The sequence below is a fragment of the Paenibacillus sp. J31P190 genome (genome assembly GCF_059692075.1).
In genome coordinates this window covers 18,118-43,290 of sequence record NZ_JCAUAS010000027.1, presented here as the reverse complement: position 1 = coordinate 43,290, position 25,173 = coordinate 18,118, and the positions used below count along the sequence as shown (strand labels likewise).

Annotated in this window: 24 protein-coding genes; 11 read left to right on the top strand and 13 right to left on the bottom strand. The window is 46.5% G+C overall.

Annotated features, from left to right (window positions below; genetic code table 11):
• Positions 1-78 precede the first annotated feature (78 nt).
• A complete protein-coding gene (locus tag AC58U0_RS31250; protein ID WP_497382706.1) occupies positions 79-1,143 on the bottom strand; it encodes a LacI family DNA-binding transcriptional regulator in 1,065 nt (354 codons plus the stop codon).
• Positions 1,144-1,396: 253 nt separating this feature from the next.
• Here AC58U0_RS31250 and AC58U0_RS31245 point away from each other — a divergent pair, with 253 nt between their 5' ends.
• Positions 1,397-2,803, top strand: a complete 1,407-nt coding sequence (locus tag AC58U0_RS31245; protein WP_497382705.1) for an FAD-dependent oxidoreductase — start codon at positions 1,397-1,399, stop codon at positions 2,801-2,803.
• Between the two features lie 19 nt (positions 2,804-2,822).
• On the top strand, positions 2,823-3,434 hold the full coding sequence (locus AC58U0_RS31240) for an SGNH/GDSL hydrolase family protein (protein ID WP_497382704.1): 612 nt from the start codon (positions 2,823-2,825) through the stop codon (positions 3,432-3,434).
• A 478-nt stretch (positions 3,435-3,912) separates the two neighbouring features.
• On the opposite strand, the gene AC58U0_RS31235 is transcribed toward AC58U0_RS31240, so the two are convergent.
• A complete protein-coding gene (locus tag AC58U0_RS31235; RefSeq protein ID WP_497382703.1) occupies positions 3,913-5,283 on the bottom strand; it encodes a sigma-54-dependent transcriptional regulator in 1,371 nt (456 codons plus the stop codon).
• Complete coding sequence (locus tag AC58U0_RS31230; RefSeq protein WP_497382702.1) at positions 5,276-6,907, bottom strand: transporter substrate-binding domain-containing protein; 1,632 nt, start codon at positions 6,905-6,907, stop codon at positions 5,276-5,278. Before AC58U0_RS31230 ends, AC58U0_RS31235 begins: the two co-directional genes overlap by 8 nt.
• 162 nt (positions 6,908-7,069) lie before the next feature.
• On the opposite strand from AC58U0_RS31230, the gene AC58U0_RS31225 reads away from it, so the two are divergent.
• From AC58U0_RS31225 to AC58U0_RS31205, 5 genes are all read left to right on the top strand, one after another.
• Entirely contained in the window at positions 7,070-7,414 is a 345-nt protein-coding gene (locus AC58U0_RS31225) for an S-Ena type endospore appendage (RefSeq protein WP_497382701.1), read from the top strand.
• A 299-nt stretch (positions 7,415-7,713) separates the two neighbouring features.
• On the top strand, positions 7,714-8,547 hold the full coding sequence (locus AC58U0_RS31220; protein WP_497382700.1) for a transporter substrate-binding domain-containing protein: 834 nt from the start codon (positions 7,714-7,716) through the stop codon (positions 8,545-8,547).
• Positions 8,548-8,566: 19 nt separating this feature from the next.
• The gene (locus AC58U0_RS31215) at positions 8,567-9,244 is read left to right on the top strand and encodes an amino acid ABC transporter permease (RefSeq protein WP_497382699.1); all 678 of its coding nucleotides are present in this window, start codon (positions 8,567-8,569) and stop codon (positions 9,242-9,244) included.
• Positions 9,241-10,002, top strand: coding sequence for an amino acid ABC transporter ATP-binding protein (locus AC58U0_RS31210; protein ID WP_497382698.1), 762 nt, complete (start codon positions 9,241-9,243; stop codon positions 10,000-10,002). Before AC58U0_RS31215 ends, AC58U0_RS31210 begins: the two co-directional genes overlap by 4 nt.
• Before the next feature lie 41 nt (positions 10,003-10,043).
• Positions 10,044-11,036, top strand: a complete 993-nt coding sequence (locus AC58U0_RS31205; RefSeq protein WP_497382697.1) for an agmatinase family protein — start codon at positions 10,044-10,046, stop codon at positions 11,034-11,036.
• 103 nt (positions 11,037-11,139) lie between these two features.
• On the opposite strand, the gene AC58U0_RS31200 is transcribed toward AC58U0_RS31205, so the two are convergent.
• Entirely contained in the window at positions 11,140-11,448 is a 309-nt protein-coding gene (locus AC58U0_RS31200; protein WP_060649145.1) for a hypothetical protein, read from the bottom strand.
• Between the two features lie 146 nt (positions 11,449-11,594).
• Between AC58U0_RS31200 and AC58U0_RS31195 the strand changes: the two genes are divergently transcribed.
• Positions 11,595-12,494 (top strand): SDR family oxidoreductase, encoded by a 900-nt coding sequence (locus tag AC58U0_RS31195; protein ID WP_497382696.1) that lies wholly within the window; start codon positions 11,595-11,597, stop codon positions 12,492-12,494.
• On the opposite strand, the gene AC58U0_RS31190 is transcribed toward AC58U0_RS31195, so the two are convergent.
• Both AC58U0_RS31190 and AC58U0_RS31185 read right to left on the bottom strand, forming a co-directional pair.
• Positions 12,478-13,671 (bottom strand): oxalate decarboxylase family bicupin, encoded by a 1,194-nt coding sequence (locus tag AC58U0_RS31190; protein ID WP_497382695.1) that lies wholly within the window; start codon positions 13,669-13,671, stop codon positions 12,478-12,480. The two genes, AC58U0_RS31195 and AC58U0_RS31190, sit on opposite strands and share 17 nt — an antisense overlap.
• A 213-nt stretch (positions 13,672-13,884) precedes the next feature.
• The gene (locus tag AC58U0_RS31185) at positions 13,885-14,481 is read right to left on the bottom strand and encodes a TetR/AcrR family transcriptional regulator (protein ID WP_497382694.1); all 597 of its coding nucleotides are present in this window, start codon (positions 14,479-14,481) and stop codon (positions 13,885-13,887) included.
• A gap of 197 nt (positions 14,482-14,678) precedes the next feature.
• On the opposite strand from AC58U0_RS31185, the gene AC58U0_RS31180 reads away from it, so the two are divergent.
• Positions 14,679-15,437: an MBL fold metallo-hydrolase gene (locus AC58U0_RS31180; protein ID WP_497382693.1), complete on the top strand. Its 759-nt coding sequence runs from the start codon at positions 14,679-14,681 to the stop codon at positions 15,435-15,437.
• Positions 15,438-15,645: 208 nt separating this feature from the next.
• Positions 15,646-16,260 carry a transcriptional regulator gene (locus AC58U0_RS31175; RefSeq protein WP_497382735.1) on the top strand — a complete coding sequence of 205 codons (615 nt, stop codon included), beginning with the start codon at positions 15,646-15,648 and terminating at the stop codon, positions 16,258-16,260.
• Between the two features lie 281 nt (positions 16,261-16,541).
• On the opposite strand, the gene AC58U0_RS31170 is transcribed toward AC58U0_RS31175, so the two are convergent.
• Positions 16,542-16,664, bottom strand: a complete 123-nt coding sequence (locus AC58U0_RS31170) for a hypothetical protein (protein WP_497382692.1) — start codon at positions 16,662-16,664, stop codon at positions 16,542-16,544.
• A gap of 408 nt (positions 16,665-17,072) precedes the next feature.
• The gene (locus tag AC58U0_RS31165; RefSeq protein WP_497382691.1) at positions 17,073-18,305 is read right to left on the bottom strand and encodes an alpha-L-fucosidase; all 1,233 of its coding nucleotides are present in this window, start codon (positions 18,303-18,305) and stop codon (positions 17,073-17,075) included.
• Between the two features lie 130 nt (positions 18,306-18,435).
• Between AC58U0_RS31165 and AC58U0_RS31160 the strand changes: the two genes are divergently transcribed.
• Entirely contained in the window at positions 18,436-19,260 is an 825-nt protein-coding gene (locus AC58U0_RS31160) for an AraC family transcriptional regulator (RefSeq protein ID WP_497382690.1), read from the top strand.
• Positions 19,261-19,355: 95 nt separating this feature from the next.
• On the opposite strand, the gene AC58U0_RS31155 is transcribed toward AC58U0_RS31160, so the two are convergent.
• Genes AC58U0_RS31155 through AC58U0_RS31135 form a run of 5 tightly spaced genes read right to left on the bottom strand, consistent with a single transcriptional unit; the run spans position 19,356 to position 25,173 of the window.
• On the bottom strand, positions 19,356-19,802 hold the full coding sequence (locus AC58U0_RS31155) for a hypothetical protein (RefSeq protein WP_497382689.1): 447 nt from the start codon (positions 19,800-19,802) through the stop codon (positions 19,356-19,358).
• A gap of 15 nt (positions 19,803-19,817) precedes the next feature.
• A complete protein-coding gene (locus tag AC58U0_RS31150) occupies positions 19,818-21,638 on the bottom strand; it encodes an ABC transporter substrate-binding protein (protein ID WP_497382688.1) in 1,821 nt (606 codons plus the stop codon).
• A 59-nt stretch (positions 21,639-21,697) separates the two neighbouring features.
• On the bottom strand, positions 21,698-22,681 hold the full coding sequence (locus tag AC58U0_RS31145; RefSeq protein ID WP_497382687.1) for an ABC transporter ATP-binding protein: 984 nt from the start codon (positions 22,679-22,681) through the stop codon (positions 21,698-21,700).
• Positions 22,678-23,649, bottom strand: a complete 972-nt coding sequence (locus tag AC58U0_RS31140; protein WP_497382686.1) for an ABC transporter ATP-binding protein — start codon at positions 23,647-23,649, stop codon at positions 22,678-22,680. Before AC58U0_RS31140 ends, AC58U0_RS31145 begins: the two co-directional genes overlap by 4 nt.
• A 15-nt stretch (positions 23,650-23,664) precedes the next feature.
• Entirely contained in the window at positions 23,665-25,173 is a 1,509-nt protein-coding gene (locus tag AC58U0_RS31135; RefSeq protein WP_497382685.1) for an ABC transporter permease, read from the bottom strand.

Below are 25,173 nucleotides of genomic sequence, written 5' to 3'. Positions count from 1 at the left end.
TTTAGCTGCAGATCATCTTATTATATCTTGCAAGAAAGCCAAGGACATATGAGAATCTTATGATTTCTGGTTCTATATTTACTTGAATTTAGAAAAAATACGGCCATTTGCAGGCGCTGATGTTGTACTCCCGACAAAAAAATCACCTTGAATACGAATGTGTTCAAACGGCAGCGTAGGATTGGCAATACGCCACAGCATCCGATCGGCAGCACGATAACCGGTCTCTCGGATCGAAAGGAGCGGCCTTGTGAACGATGGCAGAGATTCTGATTGTTCATTCAGAAATCCGACCAAGGACACGTCCTCAGGCACTCGCCACTGAAGCTCGTTACATAACTCATGTACAACCGGAACTTCATGATCAATTCCACAAATGATGGCGCTTGGCGTAAAGTGTTCCAGTTGTTGCAGCAGCTCTTCACGCCACTGCGCTTGGTTGGTCCGTTCACCGATGGAATGCATAGAAGGGTCGATCTCGACACCGAGCATATTCATCGCGTGACAAAAGGCTTGCCAGCGCAAAATAAAGCCACGCTGTAAATGGATATCTCCCACGTACATCATTCGCTCATGCCCGAGGCTTCGCAGATAGGTTACCGCTTGAAACGTAGCTTCGTAAACATCCCAGATCACGCTGTCTATTTTCACTCCTGGAGGAGGAAAGCTTAGTAATATTCGTGGCAGCTGCAGCCCAAACAGAGCGGGCTCCCATGCCTTAGGCACAATGCTTGGAGCGATGAAAATGCCATCCGCATAGGCTATTCCGCTTTCTTCGATCCAATCGTTCATATGTTCCTTCTTGATCTTTTGCGGCAGCATGAGCAGCTCGATTCGGTGGCCGAAGGAAAAGAAACGATCTTGAAGTCCTTGAAGCAATAGCCGATTGTAGGCTACTGATTCTGCGGTTTGCACCAAAAGGAAGCGCTTCCGTTCATTCGGATAAGGAGCGATGCGATCGAGCCTCAGGCTGCGAATCTGATCCATTGTATAATAGCCCAGCTTCTCGGCCGTGTGGACAATAAGCTGTCTGGTAGCTTCCGACATGCCGGGTTTTCCTTTTAGCGCTTTGGACACGGTCTGTACAGTTAACCCAAGCTCCTTGGCAATCGTTTTTAAAGTAACCTGCTTGCGGGTAGGCATATTGGGCTGCACCTCGATATATAGTATTCCGGATATGTTATTCGTTTAGTTATCATATCACGTCCTCTTTTTTGATTAAACTAAAATTAAACTAGTTCCTCCATGACAGCAACCTATAATGAAAGCAATGATACTCAACACTGAGCTTTAGCAAATGAGTTCAAATGCAAAAGAATACAAAAGCAAATGATTACAAATCCAAATGATTACAAATCCAGTTTTGCTGGAGCAAAACTTTAGGAGGAGCATCCACATGACGAAATTGAACATGCAAACCGTTACGATCCCATCGCAAAACCTACCTGTTAGCTATACCCCGGACGTGGTTGTCGTTGGAGGCGGCGCATCCGGCATTGCAGCAGCTATTGCCGCAGCCCGCAATGGCGCTAACACGTTATTAATTGAGCAAAGAGGCTACTTGGGCGGGATGGGGACAGCGGCTCTAGTTCCTGCCTTCTGCCCTTATACCGATGGAGAGAAGCCGGTCATTCGCGGCATCGGGCTTGATCTGCTCGAGAAGATGAAACACGCTGCCGGTGATGACTTTATGCGACGTTATAAGGAACAGTTGGACTGGGTTCCCATCGATGTGGAAACGCTTAAGCGCGTATATGACGCAGAAGTACAGTCAAGCGGAGCGAAGGTGCTGTTTCATACGGTAGCGGATCAGGTACTGCTGGATGGCGATCGGATATCTGGGCTAGTCATCAGCAATAAATCCGGAAGATCCGTCGTCCAAGCCAAACTATACATCGATGCTTCCGGAGATGCGGATCTTGCTGCGCTTGCAGGCGTTCCTTTTCAGGTTGGAGGAGAGCAAGGGGAACTGCAGCCTGGTACCATGTGCTATGTGGTTACCGGTGCTGACAAGGCACGCTATGAGCAGTTCCTTCAGGAGACAGGAGCGCATCGTCAACTGGAGAACATCGTCATTGAAGCGCAGCGAAACGGCGACCTCCCGGAGGGACGCAAGCGGATATCAGGCATGGCTTGGATTTCCGATTCAATCGTCGGCTTTAATTTTGGTCATATCTTCGACATTGACGGCACGAAAGCTGAGGATTTGACCCGTGCCGCGATCGAGGGCCGGAAGCTAATCGAGACGCAGATACGATTTTTGCGCAAATATGTGCCTGGCTTTGAGCATATCTTCCTCGTTCATTCCGGCGACCAGATCGGCATACGCGAAACTCGCCGAATTCAGGGGGACTATACGTTAGTCGTCGAGGACTTCATGTCGATGCGGACATTCGAAGACGATATTGCACGCAATTCTTACTTTATCGATATCCATTTAGCGAACGCCAACAGCACGATGACAATTAAACATCTGCCAAAAGGCAAATCTCATGGCGTACCTTATCGCTGCATGCTCCCGCAAGGCAAGTCGAATTTAATCGTAGCCGGAAGATCCGTCTCGTCCGATCGCCCAGTGCAAGGCTCGCTTCGCGTTATGCCAAACTGCTTTGCCATGGGAGAAGCAGCAGGTGTCGCTGCAGCCATAGCAAGCTTCGCCGGCCTAGGTTTCCGCGAGGTTCCGATCTTAGAACTGCAGAACAAGCTAATTGCGCAGGGTGCATGGCTTGGTGAACGGCCGGGTAAAGCCGATGAGAATCAAACCGTTGCCGTAGGCGCGGTTACATTTGATGAAGAATGTTAGTGTAGGGAGTGTTTACGACATGCAAAGTAAATGGGTAGGGAAAACCTGGGGAACACTCGGTGACAGCATTACAGAAGCAGGAGGATATCAGCCTCTCATTCAGTCTGCTCTAGGCTTGAGGAGCGTCATCAATTATGGGAAAAGCGGCTGTTCGATGACTGCGGGAGGCGACCGCGACTACGGAGCCACGACGCATATAGGTAAAACGATTGATGCTTCCTTGGATTGCGTCACCGTCTTCGCGGGAGTGAATGATTTTCGCTTGGATAAACCTATTGGCGACATCGGTATGACCGATATTTATACATTTTACGGAGCTTATACAACCCTTATCGAAGATATTTTGACGAAAAATCCACGCTGCCGCCTAAGCTTGTGGACACCGCTGCAGCGGGATAAAGATGGCTATGACATCTTCTACATCAACGCTGCCGGGCACCGTTTATCCGATTATGTCGAAGCCATTAAACATATTAGTCGTTTGTACGCTCTCCCTGTTCTAAATCTCTATGAACAAAGCGGACTTAATAAGCTGACACTGCCCAGCTTTACCTCAGATGGCTTACATCCGAATGAGTTAGGGCATCGACGCATTGCAGATATGGCGATCCCCTTTTTATTAAGTTTGTGAAAAAAGCCGTTCTCAGGTCTATGAACCTGGGACCCCATTCGCGGAAAAGATGGCTCCTGCATTCGGCGTTCGCCGGGAGTCATCTTTTTTATGTTTGGTAGTGATCGCTAATTGGATACATAGCTCCAAAATTCGATTTTAGTTTAGTGTCGCTCAGCAGCTTCGATGGGCTTCCGTGAATACCAATGTTGTAGTCTGTACAACAATTCACACGCTTAAAAGCTATTTTGCAAGTAAAAGTTGTTGTTTGTACAACAATTCAAACCCATTTTTCGCGAAATGGCATGGATGGGGCTAAATTGTTGTACATTATGCAACATCGAGGGAAGAGAGGCGGGATCTAGGCAGAAATTGTTGCATTTTCTATAACATCATTCAACCGAGAATGTGGATTCATTCCTTTACTCATTCATTCTAACCTTATTCCCCCTACTCCAACTATTTCCCCCATGTACTCCTCAAGCGGCAATCCCGCAAGCTATGGAAATAATCCTTCCTCTTTATATTTAGACATCTTGTCCCGCAGCGTACGTTCGCCAATATCCAACATATCGGCTGTTTTACGGCGGTTTCCGCCAAGCTCACGAAGCGTTGCCAATATGAGCTTTCTCTCCGCCTCTAGGGCGGTATCGCCCACATAAACGGGAACGAGCCGACCGTCTGCCATTTGCCCGCGCTGAGGCTGAAGATCCATTGGCATATCTCGGATCGTCAAATGTTCGCCGTCCGCGAGTGCAATAGAACGCTCGATAATGTTTTGAAGCTCCCGCACGTTGCCGGGAAAAGGATAGTCGTTCAGCAGATTGAGCGCTTCCTGCGAGATACCCTTTATTTGCTTGGACATTTTTCCGCCGATCTTGTCCATGAAATGCCGGATTAGCAACGGAATATCTTCCTTGCGCTCGCGGAGCGGCGGAACCTGGATTGGAATAACGTTCAATCGATAATACAAATCTTCTCTGAACTTGCCCTGCTGCACTTCTTTCTTCAAATCCCGATTCGTTGCAGCAATAATCCGAACATCGATCCGCTTCTCCTTATGCCCTCCGATTGGCGTCACCGTCTTCTCCTGCAGCACCCGCAGCAGCTTGCTTTGCAACCCGATATCGAGCTCACCGATTTCGTCGAGAAACAAGGTGCCCCCGTCTGCTGTCTCGAAAATGCCAGCTTTGCGTACATTCGCGCCTGTAAACGCGCCTTTTTCATAGCCGAACAGCTCGGACTCCATCAAGGTGGCAGGAATGGCGGCGCAATTTATCGTGGAAAACACCTGCTCCCGCCGCTCCCCAGCAAAATGGACAGCACGGGCGACCAGTTCTTTTCCCGTCCCGCTTTCCCCCAGGATCAGAATGCCAGAATCGATGTTCTTCACTTTATCGATAAGCGCAAACACATGCTTCATCCGATCGCTTTCGCCGATCAAACCGTGCACGTCGTAGGCTTTGCGGATTTCTCCATCAAGCCATTCCACCCTCGATTGAAGGTGATACTGCTCCTGCGCTCTGCTGCACAGAACCTTGAGCTCCTCCATATCGATCGGCTTCTGCACGTAATAGAACGCGCCGAGCTTCATCGCCTCAACAGCGGAAGCAATGCTGCCGTACGCGGTCATCATGATGACGACCGTCTTAGGCGACAGCTGCTTGACCGTCCGCAGCACCTCGATGCCGTCCCTCATACCGATTCGCAGATCCAAGAGCACGATCGCAAAAGAAAGATGCGCGAACAAAGCGACCGCCTCGTCAGGATCAACGGATGTATACACTTGATAATCGTCTTCCAAAATAAACGACAACGATTTGCAGATCGAGATTTCGTCATCAATAATAAGTAAATTCGGTTTATGCATGTTCGCTCTCCCCCTGCTCGCCCGGTAGTTTCAGCGTCACCTTGGTTCCGGTTCCCTTCTTGCTCTCCACTTCGATCCCCCCGTTGTTCTCGGCCATCAGTCGGTAGCATATCGACAGTCCAAGCCCAACCCCTCCGGCTTTTCGCGTAAAAAAAGGTTCGTAAATGTTGGCCATATCCCGAGGATCGATGCCTTCGCCGGTATCTTCAATCGTCATCATGACATGGGAACCATCGCTGTAAGCCGTTATCTGCAGCTTTCCGCCATTCTCCATCGCATCGATCGCATTTTTGAACAAATTAATCAGCACCTGCTTGATTTGCTGGGCATCCGCCCAAACAGCGCAAGACTCCGGCACTTCAAGCTGGACGACGATCCGTTCTTTCTCCAACAGTTGATGGAACAGCAGTACGACGGCTTGAACGGTTTCGCTAATAGGAAAAGTCGTTTTCTCAGGCGGCTTGTCACGCGCGAAGTCCAGCAATTCGCCGACGATCCGGTTCAACCGCATCACTTCCCCAGTTACGTGCTGCGCAAAAAACTCGCGGTATTCCTTGTTTTCGTATTTGGTTGGCAGGAGCTGGGCATAGGATAAAATGGACGTAATCGGGTTGCGGATTTCGTGGGCAATCCCTGCGACTAATTGGCCTAACGATTGCATCCTATCTTTACGCGCAAGCTCGTCCAGTGTTTTTTTATAAGTATCGACACGCTTCTTCAATTCTTTCTTCAGCGTAAAATTCCACCATAAAAATATGAGCAGCACACAGGTTATGGCGACCAGGCCGATGATAACATAAGTTAGCATGCCGCGGATATTACGTGGCGACGGATAAATGTATTCACCGAACCATTTGCGTTCGATTTTCGGATACGTACCATTTGTTTTGATTTTCCGCAGCCCTACGTTGATCGGCTCAAGCAGCTGTTCGTTTCGCTTCAGAACGACCATGCCATAGTTGGTAGGCGAAATCGGATCTCCGACGAGCTTCACCTTATCCTGTTGACCATCCGATTGCAGCAAATATTGACCAGTAATTTGATTGCCGATAAAAGCGTCCACTTTGTGATCCAGCAGCATCTGGATTGCCTCTTTCTGATTTTCCCCAGCAAGTACGACAGCATTAGGAAGCCGTTGCAATGCTTCCCCGCTAATATCGCCTTCCTGTACGGCTATTTTCCGGTGCTGCAAGTCATTAAGCGAGAACACGGAATAATTGTCCTTCAACACGAAGATCGCCTGCGTACTTGTAAAATACGGTTCGGAGTAAGCGTATAGCGACGCACGCTCCTTGCTGTATTTCATCCCTTGGATGGCATCCACCCGACCCGCTTCCAGCGCCTTTAATGCTTCGCTCCACGGCATCGGATAAAACTCGAACGTAATCCCAGTTTCGATAGAAAGCGCGTTCATCATATCGACGTTAAAACCTTGAAATGTACCGTTGACCTCGAATTCGAACGGTGGAAACCAATTATCGCCGGCAACGCGAATCACTTGCCGCAGCTCGGATGGCGTATCATCAGCGGCGCCCGCGAAAAACGGGAAGCAAAAGGTCGCCGCAAACATGGCAAACGCTATACAGAGAAGTGGAATGCCAGTACCAAGACCATCTTTGCGCATTATCCTTTCATCTCCCCTCTATCATGGATAGTCAGTATTATATCTCAATTCGCGAAATTTCACGATTAATGAAAATAGTGAAATCTACCATGAGAAATAACGTTACTAGTATCATTCACTAGACATATCTTATATTAACGCCGTTTAAGGGAGGTGAAAAAAATGGCATTTAATCCAGATGGAAATTCTTTTATATCATATCCTATTAGCCAAGGACCGGGCGTAAGTAAAGGTTATTACTCATCACAAATACCAGGTTTAACCGCATTGGTGCTGGTGGAGAATGACAGTACCGACATTACCTTGACCGTACAAGTGCTAACTTACTTCGGGGATAACTTTAGTTTCGAAGTCCTCCCAGGAAGCACCTACTCCTTCAATATCAATAACATTCAGCTTATTGGCATTCTCAGTAGTTCGGGAACGGGAACAGCTGCAGGAACATTAGCTCTTTTTCCTTCTTTTGGATTCCCCTTATTCTCTAATTCACGTACGGTACAAGCGTAAGACTTTTGTCTCGACAATAGAGTCAGCCAGTTTATTCTGGTTGACTTTTTATTTACATAAAGTGATTTTCAGTTTAGTTCATTAAACAAGCATTCTGGTGGTTCAAATGGCGGCGAAATCCACCGCAGCGGCAAAAACTGCCGCTTTTGTCTCTCCTAACAAGTCCTCTCGTTTTCGCCACTTATATTTAAAAACCCTTGCAAATACTCGTATTTTTCTCTCTATCAAATGATTGGCATGATATTTGCTAATTTTAAGAGATATGCAGTAACTATCAAATTATAATGGGGGAAAAAACAATGACTTACCAAACGAAAAAAGTAATGCTTCTCGCTATTCTTTGCGTACTAACGATTCTTGCAACCGCTTGCGGTGGCGGGAAAGCGAATCCGGCACCAAGCGAACAGGCCAAAGCGGCAAATGCACCCGCGAACGCAAGCACGGACGAAGTGCTGCAAAAGATCGCAAAGAACAAAACCCTTACAGTCGGAACGGATGCGACTTTCAAGCCGTTCGAATACAAATCAGGCGACAAATATGATGGTTTCGACATCGAGCTCATTCAAGCAGTAGCCAAAGAACTTGGTGCGGATAAAGTGGAATTCGTCGATACGGAGTTCAAGGGGCTGATTCCAGGCTTGCAGGCTAAGAAATTCGACTTGATCGTTTCCGCCATGTACATTACCGACGAGCGCAAACAGACAATCGATTTCTCCGACACATACTTCCCGGGCGGTCTAACGATCATGCTCAAAAAGGACAATGACAAGATCAAAGGCATCGAAGATTTGAAAGGCAAGAAAGTAGCTGTGCAAATCGGCACCAAATCCGTCAAATTTTTAGAAGAGAGCCACAAGGACATTCAGCTGGTGAAGGTCGAGAAGAACACCGAGATGTTCCTAGAGCTCGAAACTGGCAAAGTCGAAGCTGTCGTAACTGGTGGACCTGCTGCCATGACGTACGCGAAAGAAAAAGGCACAGTGAAGGTGCTGCCTAAAGGACTGACGCAAGAATTTTATGGGTACGGTATCCGTAAAGATAATCCGGAATTCCAGAAAGCCGTTAACGAAGCGCTCGTGAAAATAAAAGCGAACGGCAAATACAACGAAATCTTCAAAAAATGGTTCGAATAACAAGAAATGAGGGTTGACCATGCAGCATCTTGATTTTAGCGTCCTAGCGGAATGGCAAAACATTCGTCTCCTTCTGAAGTCGTTGTGGTATACGGTTGCTTACACGCTAGCGGGGTTTACGCTTAGCATCGTGGTCGGAACGCTCATTTCGTTTGGGCAGATGGCCAAAAACAGACCGATAAGGTTCTTGTCCCTAGCCTATCTCTCCTGGTTCCGGGGAACGCCTCTGCTCGTCCAGCTTTTCCTCTTATACTACGGCTTACCGATCCTGTTCGGTATCGATACGGTCCCGTGGGTGTCCGGCATCATCGCCTTGGCGATGTACGGCGGCGCCTACTCGTCGCAAATCATCCGCAGCACGATCCAATCGATCGACCGGGGACAGATGGAGGCCGGACGATCCATTGGGTTCTCCTACGCGCAAACAATGCGGAAGATCATCATTCCGCAAGCCATTATCCGGATGCTGGCACCGATGACCAACGAGCTGATTTCACTGACCAAAAACTCGTCGCTGCTGTCCACGATCACGGTGGTGGAACTGTTCCGGCAGGCGAACATCCTGATCGCCGATACGTACAAGACGCTGGAATTTCTGATTGCTGTCGCCATTCTTTATTACGTGGTCAACAACATTATCGGACTCATCGGGATGAAGCTGGAGAAACGTCTGAGCACAGGAGATGACATGCGATGATACGAATTAACGGCTTACACAAAATGTTCGGCAGCAACCGCGTGCTGCGGGGTGTGGATCTTCAGGTGAATCGCGGGGAAGTCGTGGTCATCCTCGGACCGTCCGGTTCGGGAAAAAGCACTCTGCTGCGCTGCATCAACTATTTGGAGACGTTCGAAGAAGGGAATGTGTTCATCGAAGGAAAGGCGATTGGCCGCATAACGGCCGGCGGACATTCCAGGGAGATGCCGCAAAGCGAACTGAATGCGATGAGGCAGGAAGTAGGAATGGTTTTTCAATCGTTCAACCTTTATCCGCACATGACAGTGCTGCAAAACATCACGCTGGCTCCAATTTCATTACGCGGCATGCACAAAGAGGAAGCGGTGAAGCTTGCACTCGAACTGCTCCGCAAGGTTGGCCTGGAGGAAAAGGCGAATGCCCGTCCATCGAGTCTGTCCGGCGGTCAGAAGCAACGCGTTGCGATTGCCCGCGCCCTGGCGATGAAGCCGAACGTAATGCTGTTCGACGAACCTACGTCTGCTCTCGATCCGGAAACGGTGGGAGAAGTGCTTCAGGTCATGCGCAATCTGGCGCAGGAAGGGATGACGATGATCATCGTGACGCACGAGATGGGATTCGCCCGCGACGTGGCCGATCGGGTTGTCGTCATGGATGGCGGCGTTATTCTCGAAGAAGGAGCGCCTTCAGTCATTTTTACGAACCCGTCGCATCCGCGTACGCAATCATTTTTGAGCCAGGTGCTGCAAAACAATTGATCCGAAGCCGTTGCGGCTTTGATTCCAGATAGGAGGCATTCATGATGAACCAAATCCCTTATTTACAGCGGCCGAGCCTGGTTTACACGCCCGGTCAAGGAGATCCCAACGTGACCCGGCTCAGCGATTGGATCACTGAATGGGACGGCGCCGAATTGTTTCACGCGGCAATTATCGGTGCGCCGCTTTCGAAGAGCTCGATCAGCTTCTCCGGCGCTCATATGCATCCGACCGTATTCCGCCAGTTATTCAGCGCGTTCACGACTTATAACTTCGAAGACGATTTGGATCTGCTGCCGCTACTCGTCCGCGACCTCGGTGACATTATCATGCATACGACCGATATTCCGCTATGCCATCAGCATATTGAACGGGCTTTCGAAGAAGTGGCGAAAAGGCTCCCCAACGCCGTTCCGTGTTTGGTCGGCGGCGACCATTCGATCACGTATCCAGCGCTGACCGGTCTACAACGCGCTCGCGGAGAACGGATCGGGTTGATCCAATTCGACGCCCATCTCGATGTGCGGGACACAGCTTCCGGCGGGAGATCGAACGGGACTCCCGTTCGCAGCCTTATGGAAACCGGAGTCTTGCGGGGCGAGGACGTCGTGACAATCGGCCTCCGCAGCTTCGCCAACTCCAAGCAGTACCGCACCTACGCCGAACAACAGGGTGTTACCCTATATACGGCAAAGCAGGTCAGAGAACGCAGCATTCAGACGATTCTAGAAGAAGCGATCGCCAAGCTTAAGCAGAACGTCGATGTGGTATACGCCACGTTCGACATCGATGTACTCGATCAGTCGGATGTGCCTGGGGTGCCAGCGATCGGACCCGGCGGCCTTTCCCCGCTCGACTTGTTCTATTGCGCGGAGGTGCTCGGAGCGTGGGACCGCGTCATCGCTATGGACATGGTTTGCGTGGATCCGAACCGAGATACACGAGACCGGACGACGCGGATTAGCATGCACGTACTTTTATACTTTTTAACCGGATTGGCCAAGCGGCTCAAGCTTACACCGGGCCATGTTTGACGCAACTAAATGCTTCACCATCGCCTTGCTCACCTTCTACCGGAAGGGAGCTGGCATGCAAAAAGACACCTGTACGGTGTCTTTTTTTCCATTTTTTATTTACTCATAAATTCGCAAAAGCTAAAAAACCCAACAATGGCACGATCCAGAGCAGCGGGATACAGTTCCAGATCAGCGAAGCCTTATACCTCCGGCGGGAAAAAAGAATCCATCCCGCAATTAGCGCGCCAAGAAGTCCTAACGGGTAAATGACAATATAAGAAAAAATCAGCCAAGTCGTCACATCATTTACCGCATCAGGATGGTCGAACATCATGACCGACATTCCGGCAACAAACAGCCATACAATTACAAACAAAACATACACGATTTGTGACACGATCAGTGTCCAAAGCGTTTTTTTGCGATTCATCCGTTTTACCCCTTTTTTGTTGGTATTAGTTACCTTACCTATATTTCGACATCATTTTCAGAAACTCCTACTAGAAATACAGTGATCAGAACCATACACGACCTGGGTGAATATCATGCTGTTGTAAAAACGAATGGAGGATGGCTATGTACCCGAAATATCCTTATTACGGCTATGAAACAAAGTGCGAAAATAAACCCGTTACCTTTCCGCCGCAGCATCAGGACAGACAACCGGGCTTGGAATACTTAATGGTTCCAACACCTATATCAGACAATCCACAGTATGTTGGGAGTGGGAAATTACATGGCAAGGTTGCTATTATTACGGGGGGCGACAGCGGAATCGGGAGAGCTGTTGCTATCGGCTTTGCCAAAGAAGGCGCGGATGTGGTCATTCCTTACCTTTACGAGCATGAAGACGCCAACGCAACGGCGGAAATGGTATCGAGCTATGGCCGACGCTGCCTTCCAATTGCAGGGGACTTAAGAGACGAGGCGTTCTCCAATGAAATCGTGCAAAAAACGTTGGAACTCTTTGGGAGAATCGATGTTCTGGTGTTGAATCAGGGCGTTCAGTTTCCCCAAGAGAGCATCCTGAATATCAGTACCCAGCAGCTTGAGGATACGTTCCGTACGAATATTTTCCCGATGTTCTTTATGACCAAAGCCGCGCTTCCGTATTTGCAGCCAGGTAGCTCGATCATCAGCACGGCATCTGTGACCGCATACGCGGGGGCGCCTCTGCTTGTAGATTACTCATCGACCAAAGGCGCAGTTGTATCATTTACCCGCTCGCTTTCGCTTCAGCTAGTGAAACAAGGTATCCGGGTGAATGCGGTAGCTCCGGGTCCAATCTGGACTCCGCTAATTGTTTCCAGCTATTCCGCCGAATACGTAAAAACATTCGGCTTAGAGACACCAATGCGTCGTGCGGGTCAGCCGTTCGAGCTAGCTCCGACATACATTTACTTGGCATCGGATGATTCCTCTTTTGTTACCGGACAGGTGCTGCATGTAAACGGAGGCGTTATGACTGAGACTTGAAAGAAAACCCCGAATATTTAACGACCGGCCATTCTTCCTTGCGCAGCGCATCCAATAATTCGGGACCAACATGCAAATTGTCTCTAACCAAGTCGCGAGGGGTAAGTGCCATCCATTGATTTAACGACACATCAACAAATCGGTCGCTCTTAAACATTTCCAAAAACCATAACGTTTGATTACCAGTATTCTGAATATAGTGTCCCGTAGCAAAGGGTACATAGCCGACATCACCAGCTCTATAATCAAATGTTCGAGCTGTACCATTACCAGCAAATACCGTCATACGTCCTTGTCCGGTTAGGTAATACTGCCACTCGTCGTTATTCGGATGCCAATGGAGTTCTCTCATTGCACCAGGTTCAATTTCAACAAGCGCCGCTGCGATATTTTTAGATATAGGAAAATTAGAAGAGTCCACGATTCGTACGCTGCCGCCAGGTGTTTTGATTGGTGCTTGCGCTAATAACTGATGCTTGAAGCTCAGGGGGATGGTTCCGTATGGGGACTGCACTCTCTCACTTTCCAGCGGACCGGGAATTTTGTCTTGATAGATATAAACCTGTCCGGAAGGAATGTTGTTAAAGGCACTCATGGGTACTCCGAAATTGGCCGATAATACATCTTTTGGCGTGTGTGCAAACCAATCGGAGATCGATAAAGTGTTAAGGTCAGAAAAGTTACCATCATCGAAGACAAGTAGGAATTCGCAGTGTTCCAACCCCTGAATGGAATGTGGCAGTCCCGGAGGAAAGTACCACAGGTCGCCCGGGCCAACGTCAGCAATAAAATTTCGCCCCTCTGAGTCGATTGACGTAATTCGCGCTCGACCGACTATCATATAGGCCCATTCTGCTTGTTGATGCCAATGCAATTCCCGGACACCACCGGGCGTCAAGCTCATATTTACACCTGCAAGCGTGGTCGCAATGGGGAGTTCCCTGACGGTGATTTCCCGTGACCACCCTCCGTGATTTAACGTCATAGAAGTATCAGAGAATGAAAATTTCATGTTAGGGAGCAAGCCAGAATCCGTTACAGGCGGAACCAGCATGTCAGGGTTTTCAATATCCCTCATAACATCCCGGGGACCGGTATCCATCCCTCCCGCTCCGTCATTTCGGATGGGCTGAGGCACATTTCCGTACGCACCTTGATTCCGTCTTGGAATTTCCATTTCATTGACTCCTCTCATTGTCCGCGTTCTTTGCATACTCATTCTAAAAGATATATGATACAGAATCTGTGTAAATGACTTTCGTACCTCTAACTGCGCTCATTATAGATGAACAAAAAATAAGGACCTGCTTCGGCAGGCCCTGTTTTGGTTTGGTACAATAGTAATAATATGATTAATTTAACCGCACTGTTAGAAAGCTGTTTAAACGCTTTACTTGATCAGCATCCGATCATCGATATATTGCCTAACATTACTCGCGCAATGTCGAATGTATTTGCTATCATCAAATAATTTGCTCAGCATAACGCCTCCTTCAACCACAGCAATAATATAGCTGCACACCTCTTCAGTATCTATCTCTTTTCTAAATTCTTTATTCTCAATGCCTTTGACAATGATCAAGGTTAACTCTTCGATTAAAATTTTCATTGCTTGTTGAGCCCGTGCTTTGAGATGAGGGTGTCCGTCGTCACTTTCAATCGCCGTATTTAATATCGGACATCCTCCTTCCAAAGAGTTGGTTTCAATGATATCGATATAAACCTTGCATATGGCTAATAGTTTCTCTTTGGAGTTGGATGCATTCTCTAGTGCCTTGGAGAGAAACCCTAGAATTTGTGAGAATGAATAATCAAAGACCGCAAGAGCAATTTCATCTTTGTTTTCAAAATGATTATAAATTCCGCCTTTGCGTATACCGCAACGATCTATAATTTCAGATAGGGAAGCCCCCGTATATCCCTTTGTATTAAACAAACTAGCGGACTCACGAATGATATGTTCTTTCGTTATTTGGCCCTTACGCATGGTACAACCTCCTATCAAAAAAGTACCGTTTGGTCTTAAAATAGCATACTACTTTTTGAAAAACAATCAAAATTACATAAGATTCTCTCAACAGGGTGGAAAAAACTTCTTGCAGAATACCTAGTGCTGTGTTAATTTAAAACAGACCGGTCGGTATTATTTATAATGCGATACTTAAATAATTAGGAGATGTAGCCATGTCTTTTTCTATTCAACATATCCGTAATGCAACCTCACTTGTTACAATGAATGGTAAAACAATCCTTGTTGATCCTATGTTAAGTGATGTGGGGCAGCTCCCTCCAGTTCCTTTTACAAGGACTTTACGTAGAAACCCATCCGTACCTCTCCCCGTAACGTTGGATACTTTTGAAAATATCGATGCTATACTACTAACTCATTTACACTTTGACCACTTCGATAAAACAGCAAAGACCGTTCTAAACAAGAAGGTCCCCGTCTTTTGCCAACCTGCTGATCAAAAATATATTAAATCCTGTGGTTTCTATAACGTTTATCCAATAGATGATACCCATCAATGGTGCGGAATTGATTTCAGGAGAATTAGTGGCCAGCACGCAAAGGGAATCGTAGCTAAACTGCTTGGTCCAGTATCCGGATATATTTTGAGTACTTCAGAGGAGGACTCCTTGTATATAGTAGGAGATTGCATTTTCACCGATCAAATCAACCAAATTTTTAAGCAGTACCAACCTAGGGTTTGTATCTTAAATACACCAAGGGCTCAACTGCTGTTGGGTTCTATTATCACTATGACCCCTCAAGATATCATTAAAGTTTTACAGGTATCTCCCTCGTCTAAAATTGTAGCCGTACATATGGATGCAATTAGTCACTGCACGTTAACAAGAAAAGATCTTTATTCGTATCTAGAGAAACATAACGCGTTAGATTCGGTGTTTATCCCCCAAGATGGCGAATTCATTTATTTTTGAATGACCTTCCGCTTGCTCCCCTAGCGGTGGACAATTATTTGCTATATACTGGTTGTAAAATGGTCGTGAAGCACACGCCGCTCTTAATCTCATGAAGCGCCAAGTAGATTCGTTACTTTGCATTCGTGGATTGGGGCGGCGTTTTTATTTAGGCCGGTACAATGGAGGATGATATGGTTTGAAATTTGAACAAGCATTTGAGCAGTTTATGCAGCAGCAAGTGGAAGAAGAGGCGAACGGGAGAAGACGAGAACGTCTGGAAAAGGGACTAGGCTACGCGGAGACGGAATTTCTGCGCACGATTTGGTACCCCGTTGTCGGGAACTTTCATCATCTTTACCCCGAATGGGAGGTGCGCGACTTCTCCAATGGATATCGATATTTAGATCTTGCCTACATGCCCGGTGATGCTAAAGGTGTCATTGAAGTGCAAGGCTTCGGCTCGCATGCTCGCGATATCGAAGCCTGGAGATTCAAGGACCTATGCCTGAGGCACAGTCACCTAGCATTAGACGGATGGGTAGTTATACCGATCGCCTATTCATCGATAACCGATACCCCGAAACAGTGCCAGCAGCTAGTGCTTTCCTTAATCGGAAAATTCGTATCAACGGGCGCGCCGAAGGATTTGTCGTGGCTGGAGGCTGAAGCTTTGCGGTTTGCGCGCAGGCTGCTTCGCCCCCTTACCCCAGCAGAGTTGGCGGATCACCTAAATGTCACCACGAGACATGCGAGAACGCTCCTTCGTCATCTAGTAGACAAGCAGATACTGGTTGTCATAAGTGGTCAGGAGCGAATTCGGTCATATCAGCTGCTAATCTAGGCTAACGGGGAACGAGTAGACGCTATTTCGGCGATTATGCCGATATGGGGCTGAGACGTGGAACGTAGGAGCGCTATTTTGGTGTTTTACGGCTTTTCCACCTCGGAAACGGGGAAATAGCGGCTCCTCGTTCCGCGAAAACAGGAAATACGTAGTTTCGAGCAAAATAAGACTTTTACGTTCCGCGAGCATAATGGTAGTGATAGGTAGAACAGATAACTCCAATCGATACACCGAAACAATGCCAGCAGCTAGTGCTTTTCTTAATCGGAAAATTCGTATCAACGGGCGTGCCGAAGGATTTGTCGTGGCTGGAAAGCGAAGTTTTGCGGTTTGCTCGAAGGCTGCTTCGTCCCCTTACCCCAGCTGAGTTGGCCGATCACCTTAAAGTCACCACGAGACATGCGAGAACGCTCCTTCGTCATCTAGTAGACAAGCAGATACTGGTTGTCTACTAGATGACGAAGGAGCGAATTCGGACATATAAGCTGATAATTTAGTTTGGCGGGAACGAGGCGCCGCTATTTCGGCGATTATGCCGATACGGGGCTGGTACGCGGAACGTAGAGGCGCTATTTTGGTGTTTTTGCAGCTTTCACACTTCTAAAACCGGAAATAGAGGCTCTTCGTTCCGCGAAAATGAGAAATAAGCGATTTCGAGTAAAATAAGGTCTCTACGTTCCGTGAGCATATATGTAGTGCCGGGTAGAACATTATCTACGTTCCGCGAGCATAATGGTCGTGCCGGGCAGGACTGAGTACGGGTACTAGAGCTGAGCAACACAATCCCGCATCGATTTTCACTTGTTCTATCAGCAATGATAACCTGCAAAACTCCGTATCAGGGCTTTGTCTACGCTAGCCGTAACTCGCAGCCGCAATTGCTTGGTACGGACCGTTTCAAACCGGTCGATTTTTTTGTGACCGATCGCACTTCCTTTGACCAGCTCCACCCACTGCCCTTGCTGTTCTGCTTCAATCACGTAAGAGCGAATGCGTTCGCCGTGGGCAATATCTTCCATTAAAATCACATGATTGACTTCGGTTTCCGCCTCAAGCGGCAACCGTACAGAATCTCCCTCTCCATCCGTCACAGCGATGGGAGTAGAGAATCTTTGCTTGATTTCGTCAGTGAACTCAAGCAGTCGATTAACGTCCGCCTCTGGCAAGAGTCCCTGATTATCAGGGGCCAAATTAAGCAAAAGCGTGCAGCCATGCCCGACAGAACGATAATAAATATCGAGTAAGTTGTCCAGCGAGCGAAGTGTGTGTTCATCATTCGGATGCCAGAACCAGCGATCCTTGCGGATCGGCACATCGCACTCGGCGGGCACCCATGCCGGGGTTTCCCGCAGCCATGCCGCCATATCTTGCGTATACATGCTCAGCTTGGCCGATTCAGCCGTGTTCCAGCACGGATACGGCGCAACACCATCCTCATTGCCTACCCATCGGATCGTGGGCGCCCCCATGTTGAAAACCATCGCATCCGGCTGATACTGCTTCACTAATCCCATGATGCGTCTCCAGTCGTATTCCCTGCCATGAGAGCCGGCTCCATCGAACCAAAGCTCGACAAGCGGTCCGTATTGCGTAAGCAATTCCGTCAGCTGGGCAGCGTAAAAATCGTCATAAGCCTCCTTATTCGGATAACTCGGTTCATGCCGATCCCACGGCGACAAATACAGACCAAAACGGATGCCCTCCTGCTTACACGCATCCGCAACCTCACGAACGACATCGCCTTGTCCATTTTTCCAAGGGCTCGATTTTACGGAATAATCGGTCGTTTCCGTCGGCCATAAACAGAAGCCATCATGGTGCTTGGCCGTTAGTACAAAGTAAGCTGCTCCCGCTAGTTTGGCTGTGCGAACCCACTGCAGAGCATCAAGCTGCGTTGGGTTAAACAGCTCCGGCGAATCCGTACCTTCCCCCCACTCCTGATCGCAAAACGTATTGATACCGAAATGACAAAACATCCCAAATTCCATATCCTGCCACCGAAGCTGCTGCTCCGATGGCTTTGCTAGTATAGTGTGATTCATTATATTAATCCCCTTTCTAACAATGTGATTGATATTCATTGTAAGATGCGGAAATGGGGAAATGAATATATAATAATAGGAGGTTTTTGCACAATAGTAAGCTATCTTCATGAAAAAGGTGAGTAACAGAATGGATTTGGCTCGTACCTATTTATCGAATACACAGATCCACATGACGACGGGTGCTCTTACGAAAGTGAGGCCCGACTGGGGCGGTACCAACATCATTCAAGGGGAGAACGTGCTCTATTTTTTTCTGGAAGGAGAAGGTTGGCTGAAAATAAATAATATCGAATACTACCCTATTCCAGGGGAGCTGTTTCTTGTACCAGCCGGCACGCGTATATCATGTTCAACCAATGAGACCAATCCATTTTTAACCTATTGGTGCCACTTTACCGCAACCGTTGGGGAAAATAATTTGTTTGATTTGTTAATTACACCTCATTGCATCGCCATGAGAAATGACGAAACGATAAAAAACCAGTTTCAAGAGCTGATTACCCAGCATGAAAGCGATGGACTAGCTGCGCCTTTTATTGTCAAATCGTTATTATTTCACATGATGTCACGGTTCATTGAACGATCCACGGTAGATCCGCTGCAAACGGCATCGATTCCATCCGTCCATAAACTGTATATCGTACTGCAATATATCGAAAAGCACCTGACTGAGCAAATGACAGTAGAAATGCTATCCCAACTCGTTCACTTTCACCCGAAGTATTTTTTACACTATTTCAAATCGATGCTCGGTGTCTCACCTATCGTCTACATCAATAAAAAGAGAATGCAAAAGGCTAACAAACTGCTCCTCCATTCGGATATGACCATCGCTGAAATAGCCGAACAACTAGGCATGCAAACGCCTTATTTATCCCGAATGTTCAAAAGGTTTACAGGCTTTTCGCCGAATGAATTCAGGCAGCAGCATAGAATGAGTCAACGTTTATAAATATGTAATGTTTGAGGACAATTACAGCGCAAAAAACCAGCAAACGCAAGTGTTTGCTGGTTCTTCTCGTTCTTCTCGTTCTTCTCTAAACGCAACTATTTCTGTAAAAGCTCAATACGGACATGGTGAAGCCCCTTAACCTCATGAGGCTTCCCTTCGGTTATTGACCAATATTTCGAGACAATCTCCCTCAGTTTGTTCAAGTCCTCCGTACGAAGCTCAACATCTGCCAGATAATCGCCTTCATCTCGCGTTAATCGCTCAACTTCCTTGCCAAATTTAACTCGCAATAAATACCTGATTCCGTTTATGGTATTGTATTTGATTTCATATCCATCTAGAATCGCTGCTTCAAATGATGTCCAATCCGCGTTAGCGAATGGAAGCAGTTCGCGATAATCAAAATCGCCATTCCCCAAAGCTTGCAGATCAGCGAGATTTCCACTTCTCACTTGATCAAGCAGAGCTTGATCGGAAGTTCCCTGTGCTCGAATGCTTTCGATCATCAGTGCGTCGTGTTGAGAGATTTTAACAGATGGCATGTCATCACCCTTCACTTATTTACTTTCACTGTACTTCTTCAAGAATTCCTTCACTTTGCTAGGATCCGCCTTCAACTCCAAGCCTGTTTTAACTAGTGGCGTTAACGTTGAAACTGCCTTAAATTTATTGTTATTGTACGTTTTAATAAGCTCATCTTGATTAATGGCATACAAAACTGCTTTTCTCAAATCTTCACTTTTGGATACTTCTCTGTTGTTCAAGTTAAACAAAAGATAAACTACCCCATTGCTTTCAAGTGTTTGCAGCTTGAGCTTGCTGTCATTTTTCACTAAATCGAATTTCGTTTCGGAAACTCCGTAGTACACATGAATCTCGCCGCTTCTTAATGCCGATAACGCGCTATCCGCATCTTTGATGAAACGTACGACTATTTTAGAAATCTTAGGCTCGTATTCGGTACCTTTTCTGTAGCCTGGATTTTTATAAAATACTGCCTCGTAATCATTCTTATAAGAAAGAATGTATGGGCCGCTGGCCGCGAGTGCATTGTTATACTTTGCGCCTTCTGTTACTGTCGCTTGATCACCGTAGGAAATATCCTTATTCACATCATACTTAGCCACATCATACGTATTAATACTTTCGACCTGTTTCTTCGAAACAATACCTGCCGATTGATGTGCCAAATAGTTCAATACTTGCGGGAATGGCTCGGTCGTCGTTAATTTAACAACTTGATATTTCCCAGATTGATTGTTAACATCCGTCTTATTGCCCGACAATTCGCTGATCGGAGACTTCAATCCTTTTTCAAGAGCTTCTTTAATCGTACTGTTTGATCCTGATTGTTTAACAGATGATAACGTATTTAGATCGGTTACAATCTCGACACTTTTGATATGCTCATGCAAGCTGTACGTTCTGTGGTCTGGAACAGAGTCCTTGTTCTTAGCACGGTTAAGGGAGAATACCACGTCTTCAGCGCCGACTCGATCTTTGGAATCGACAGCTGCTTTCGCTTGAATTTTGGCAAAATTAATGTCATCCCTCAAGAGGAAATAATACTCTGAATTGCCATTAGCAATGGCGAAGTTATGGGATAACGCACCATCTGCCGTGATTTTATCATCATCAGTCAAATTAACCAGCCTTACATACATGTTCGTGTTCAGCATATTAATCGATCCATCATTCCCTTTAATCGGATCAAGGGATGTTAAGCTTGCTATACTCTGTTGTAAAATTAACGGATCCTTATCCCTTTTGGATGTATCCGCGAAATCAATAGCTTCCCATACCATCGATCTTGATTTGGACAGTCGTACGGAGCTATCGTTCAATACATTCTTATTCAAGCCTTGGTTCTTCAAGGATACGTACAGAGGAGCGATATACGCTTTATCGAATACCAAACGCTGCTCCAATTTTTCATACGTTGCTTTATACTGTTCAGGCGTTTGAGACGCAGCCGTATCAATTAACTTGTCAACTTCAGGATCGCTGATTGGTCCTTTATTATAATCTCCACCTGTTTTGAACAAGGATCTTACCGCATAATCCGGATTTCCGGTTACTGTCGTCCAGCTGGAAATGGCAATATCAAAATTACCCGCCTTTTGCTGAGCGGTAAAGCTTCCGAAGTCGGGCTGCAGGTTCAATTTCACATTGAAACCTGATTTGGATAGCTGATCCCGAATAACGTTGGCATCTGTTTCATTGCTGCTCATTGTAAGCAGTTCGATATCGACCGGTTTCTGAACGGCTGCGGGTTCCTTACTTGTCTCTGCGACAACATCTTTCTTCGTTGCAATTGAGCAACCTCCTAGTACAAGCATACTACTTAGTAATAGTGCGGGTATGGCTCTCTTTTTCATCTAAAATCCTCCCAGTAATTGTTGTATAGCTATATATAACCACTCAAATAGTTGAGGAATTAATGATAATGAAGTAGTCCTTGAGCAAATTCTTCAACCCTATGACAGGCAACAAAATGGTCAGCTTCAATTTCCTTAAATTCAGGATCTTTCTCCAGACATGCGTCTTGAACGAAAGGACACCTTGGAGCAAAACGGCAGCCCGGCTTCGGATTAATAGGAGATGAAATTTCCCCCTTCAGAATGATCTTGTCCTTCTTCTCCTTTACGTTGACAGACGGGATCGCCGATAAGAGAGCCATGCTATAGGGATGCAGCGGCCTTTTGAAAAATGCCGACTTGGACGCTTTCTCAATCAGCTGGCCTAGGTACATCACGCCGACATGGTTAGAGATATGTTTGACGACGGATAGATCGTGGGAAATGAACATATAGGTCAGCCCCAGCTGCTTTTGCAAATCCACCATCAGATTGAGAATTTGCGCTTGAACAGATACGTCGAGTGCACTGACCGGTTCATCACATACGATAAAGTCAGGATTAATGGCTAAGGCTCTAGCGATAACGACCCGTTGCCTTCGTCCTCCGTCAAATTCATGCGGGTACGCATTGTAAGCTCTCTGTGGCAGCCCAATTAAATCCATCAACTCTGCTACTCTGGCTTTGCGTTCTTTGTCTGTTTTATATAGTTTAAAGAAGGTTAATGGCTCCTCAATGATTTGCGAAACCGTCAATCTTGGATTTAGTGAAGCATACGGGTCTTGGAAAATAATCTGCATATGCTGTCTCATTTGCCGCATTTCCTCTTTACTGAAGGTGGTAATGTCCATATCCTTAAACAAGATATTGCCAGCTGTCGGTTCATGTAATCTTAGAATGACTCTTCCTAAGGTACTCTTCCCACACCCGGATTCCCCTACAATCCCTAAGGTCTCACCCTTCTTCACGCTAAAAGAAACATCATCTACGGCATGCAGTAAGCCTTTTGGAACGGCAAAATGTTTTTTTACGTGTTTGATCTCTAACACATTTTGTGAACTCATGCCAACACCTCATCTCGTAGTGAGAAATGGCATTTGCTAAGATGTTCTTCTCCCTGCATTCCCGGTGAAATGGTTTCACAAATGTCCGCTTTGTATTTGCATCTAGGGTGAAAGTAGCAGCCTTTCGGCAATGAGGCGGGACTAGCCATAGTTCCTTCAATTTGAAATAACCTGGACTGATCTTCCTCGAGCTTGGGTATCGATTCGAAGAGCCCTCTCGTATAAGGATGCTTTGGATTGGTGTACACTTCTTCAACCGTGCCAATTTCGACGATTTCCCCGGCGTACATGATGGCAACTCTGTCGCATGTCTCCGCAACAACACCCAGATCATGACTGATTAATATCATGGACATGTTATATTTTTTTCTTAGCTGCTTTATAAGCTCGAGTACCTGAGCCTGAATGGTTACATCCAAGGCTGTTGTAGGTTCATCTGCAATCAACAATTCCGGATTACACAGCAGCGCCATCGTGATCAGCACCCTCTGCTTCATGCCACCGGAAAATTGATGCGGGTAATCATTGTAGCGGTCTGCCTTCACCCCAACGGTTTCCAACAAATCGATGACCTGCCTTTTGGCTTCCGCTTTACTCGCCTTGGTATGCGTGATGACTACTTCGGCTAGTTGCTCGCCAACCCGCATAATCGGGTTTAGCGCCGTCATCGAATCCTGAAAGATCATGGAAATTCCGTTGCCTCTGAGCTGTTTGTTCTCTTTTTCTGTGTTATGAATTAAATTTTTCCCGTTAAAAAGAATCTCACCCTCTACGATTATTCCCGGAGGGTCGGGGATCAATTGTATAATCGACAGCGCTGTTGTCGTTTTCCCTGCGCCCGTTTCGCCGACCAGCCCTAGACTTTCTCCTTTCTTGATTGCTAGATTCACACCATTTACAGCTTTAATTTCGCTATCCTCCGTCACATAATGAACGTGGAGATTTTTGATTTCTAGTATGTTGTCCAATGTTCCATCCATCTCCTATTTCAACTTCGGATCCAAGGCATCTCGAAGCCCATCCCCAAAAAAGTTAAAGGATAACACCATCATAATGATCGCAAGCCCCGGGTAAACGGCCAAATACGATTTGGATTCCAGATAATCGCTTCCTATTTTCAAAATATTGCCCCACTCCGGGATATGAGGTTCAACGCCCAGACCTAGGTAACTTAAACTGCTGGTAGAAATGACGGCTACACCTATAGTCAACGTGGCTTTCACAATAATCGGTGCCAAGGAATTCGGGATAATATGTTTGAAAATGATGATATGATCCTTCGCTCCACATGCTCTAGCGGCTTCAATAAACTCATAATTCGAAACGCTTAAAACCGTCGCCCGCATTGTCCTTGCATAGGTTGGGATGTATCCAATACTGAGCGCTAGTATTAAATTAGTTGTATTAGCCCCGAATGCTGCCACGATTGCAATGGCTAAGAGCATCCCCGGAACCGCATATAAAATATCTAAAGCTCTCATAATGAAGTTATCGATGTACTTGCCGTAATAACCGGATAAAGCACCTAAGCATCCACCCGCAAGGACCGGGATTAATGTCGAAATGAAGCCTACTAGTAATGAAATTCGTCCGCCGAACACAATTCTTGTAAACACACATCTTCCGAAATCATCCGTTCCAAAGGGATACTCCAGACTTGGAGGCAGCAGAAGTGTTGAATAATTGTTTTCTATCGCAAGCGAATACTCGAAAGTAAAATAGCTGCAGATCGATATGGAGAGCAGAACTGTGATGAATAAAAGACCGAGTACAGCCATGGAATTTCTAAATAATCTTCGCAAAATATCAATCCACGTCACGAGTATTTCCTTGTTGCCATTCTTAATTTTGGATAACAACGTAAACCCTAGAAGCAAGGAGAATATATTGCCAGTAATCGAAGTGAGGATTAGCAGGTAGGCCAGGGGTGCAAGCCTGCGATCCACCGCTCCGTTCTTTACAAAGGCAGAGATCATAAACATGGAAAGGAAATGTAAGATGCTGATTCCGATAAGAATGCCCATGCCTAGTAAAAACAAATCAGAAACGTAGGGTTTGAATACATTCAATGCTGAGATACAGATGATACAAAAGTTCGTCAAAGCCATATAAATGGCTAGTGTATATTCAATCGATTTTTCTTTTTTGATCATATCGAGCGCAGCGATTGCGACGAATATATTTCCTGTCAGCAGAGCAACAATCAGTGAAAATCCGAAGATCCGAGTCGACGTTTTGATCGCATGGCCTTCCAAGACATCCTTTTTGATTTTCACCGAAACGAGCAGCTGTAACAGTCCGAAAATTAAATAGATACCTGCAAAAGTAAGAAATGGAATATGTATGGTCCGCTCGAACAGATCGTAGCCACCCAATAAAAATAAGATAGATATTACAAGAGATGAAGACCATGCAAAGTTAGAAAGCTTGTATTCCTGAAAAGCTTTCAGCTTACGTTTGGTTTCACGATTCATATAGTGTTGTTTGCTCAT

Excerpts from the sequence above, each read along its gene's own strand:
- AC58U0_RS31250 (WP_497382706.1), bottom strand. The coding sequence starts at position 1,143 with ATGCCTACCCGCAAGCAGGTTACTTTAAAAACGATTGCCAAGGAGCTT.
- AC58U0_RS31245 (WP_497382705.1), top strand. The coding sequence starts at position 1,397 with ATGACGAAATTGAACATGCAAACCGTTACGATCCCATCGCAAAACCTA.
- AC58U0_RS31240 (WP_497382704.1), top strand. The coding sequence starts at position 2,823 with ATGCAAAGTAAATGGGTAGGGAAAACCTGGGGAACACTCGGTGACAGC.
- AC58U0_RS31235 (WP_497382703.1), bottom strand. The coding sequence starts at position 5,283 with ATGCATAAACCGAATTTACTTATTATTGATGACGAAATCTCGATCTGC.
- AC58U0_RS31230 (WP_497382702.1), bottom strand. The coding sequence starts at position 6,907 with ATGCGCAAAGATGGTCTTGGTACTGGCATTCCACTTCTCTGTATAGCG.
- AC58U0_RS31225 (WP_497382701.1), top strand. The coding sequence starts at position 7,070 with ATGGCATTTAATCCAGATGGAAATTCTTTTATATCATATCCTATTAGC.
- AC58U0_RS31220 (WP_497382700.1), top strand. The coding sequence starts at position 7,714 with ATGACTTACCAAACGAAAAAAGTAATGCTTCTCGCTATTCTTTGCGTA.
- AC58U0_RS31215 (WP_497382699.1), top strand. The coding sequence starts at position 8,567 with ATGCAGCATCTTGATTTTAGCGTCCTAGCGGAATGGCAAAACATTCGT.
- AC58U0_RS31210 (WP_497382698.1), top strand. The coding sequence starts at position 9,241 with ATGATACGAATTAACGGCTTACACAAAATGTTCGGCAGCAACCGCGTG.
- AC58U0_RS31205 (WP_497382697.1), top strand. The coding sequence starts at position 10,044 with ATGATGAACCAAATCCCTTATTTACAGCGGCCGAGCCTGGTTTACACG.
- AC58U0_RS31200 (WP_060649145.1), bottom strand. The coding sequence starts at position 11,448 with ATGAATCGCAAAAAAACGCTTTGGACACTGATCGTGTCACAAATCGTG.
- AC58U0_RS31195 (WP_497382696.1), top strand. The coding sequence starts at position 11,595 with ATGTACCCGAAATATCCTTATTACGGCTATGAAACAAAGTGCGAAAAT.
- AC58U0_RS31190 (WP_497382695.1), bottom strand. The coding sequence starts at position 13,671 with ATGGAAATTCCAAGACGGAATCAAGGTGCGTACGGAAATGTGCCTCAG.
- AC58U0_RS31185 (WP_497382694.1), bottom strand. The coding sequence starts at position 14,481 with ATGCGTAAGGGCCAAATAACGAAAGAACATATCATTCGTGAGTCCGCT.
- AC58U0_RS31180 (WP_497382693.1), top strand. The coding sequence starts at position 14,679 with ATGTCTTTTTCTATTCAACATATCCGTAATGCAACCTCACTTGTTACA.
- AC58U0_RS31175 (WP_497382735.1), top strand. The coding sequence starts at position 15,646 with ATGCAGCAGCAAGTGGAAGAAGAGGCGAACGGGAGAAGACGAGAACGT.
- AC58U0_RS31170 (WP_497382692.1), bottom strand. The coding sequence starts at position 16,664 with ATGTCTCGTGGTGACTTTAAGGTGATCGGCCAACTCAGCTGGGGTAAG.
- AC58U0_RS31165 (WP_497382691.1), bottom strand. The coding sequence starts at position 18,305 with ATGAATCACACTATACTAGCAAAGCCATCGGAGCAGCAGCTTCGGTGG.
- AC58U0_RS31160 (WP_497382690.1), top strand. The coding sequence starts at position 18,436 with ATGGATTTGGCTCGTACCTATTTATCGAATACACAGATCCACATGACG.
- AC58U0_RS31155 (WP_497382689.1), bottom strand. The coding sequence starts at position 19,802 with ATGCCATCTGTTAAAATCTCTCAACACGACGCACTGATGATCGAAAGC.
- AC58U0_RS31150 (WP_497382688.1), bottom strand. The coding sequence starts at position 21,638 with ATGAAAAAGAGAGCCATACCCGCACTATTACTAAGTAGTATGCTTGTA.
- AC58U0_RS31145 (WP_497382687.1), bottom strand. The coding sequence starts at position 22,681 with ATGAGTTCACAAAATGTGTTAGAGATCAAACACGTAAAAAAACATTTT.
- AC58U0_RS31135 (WP_497382685.1), bottom strand. The coding sequence starts at position 25,173 with ATGAGCAAACAACACTATATGAATCGTGAAACCAAACGTAAGCTGAAA.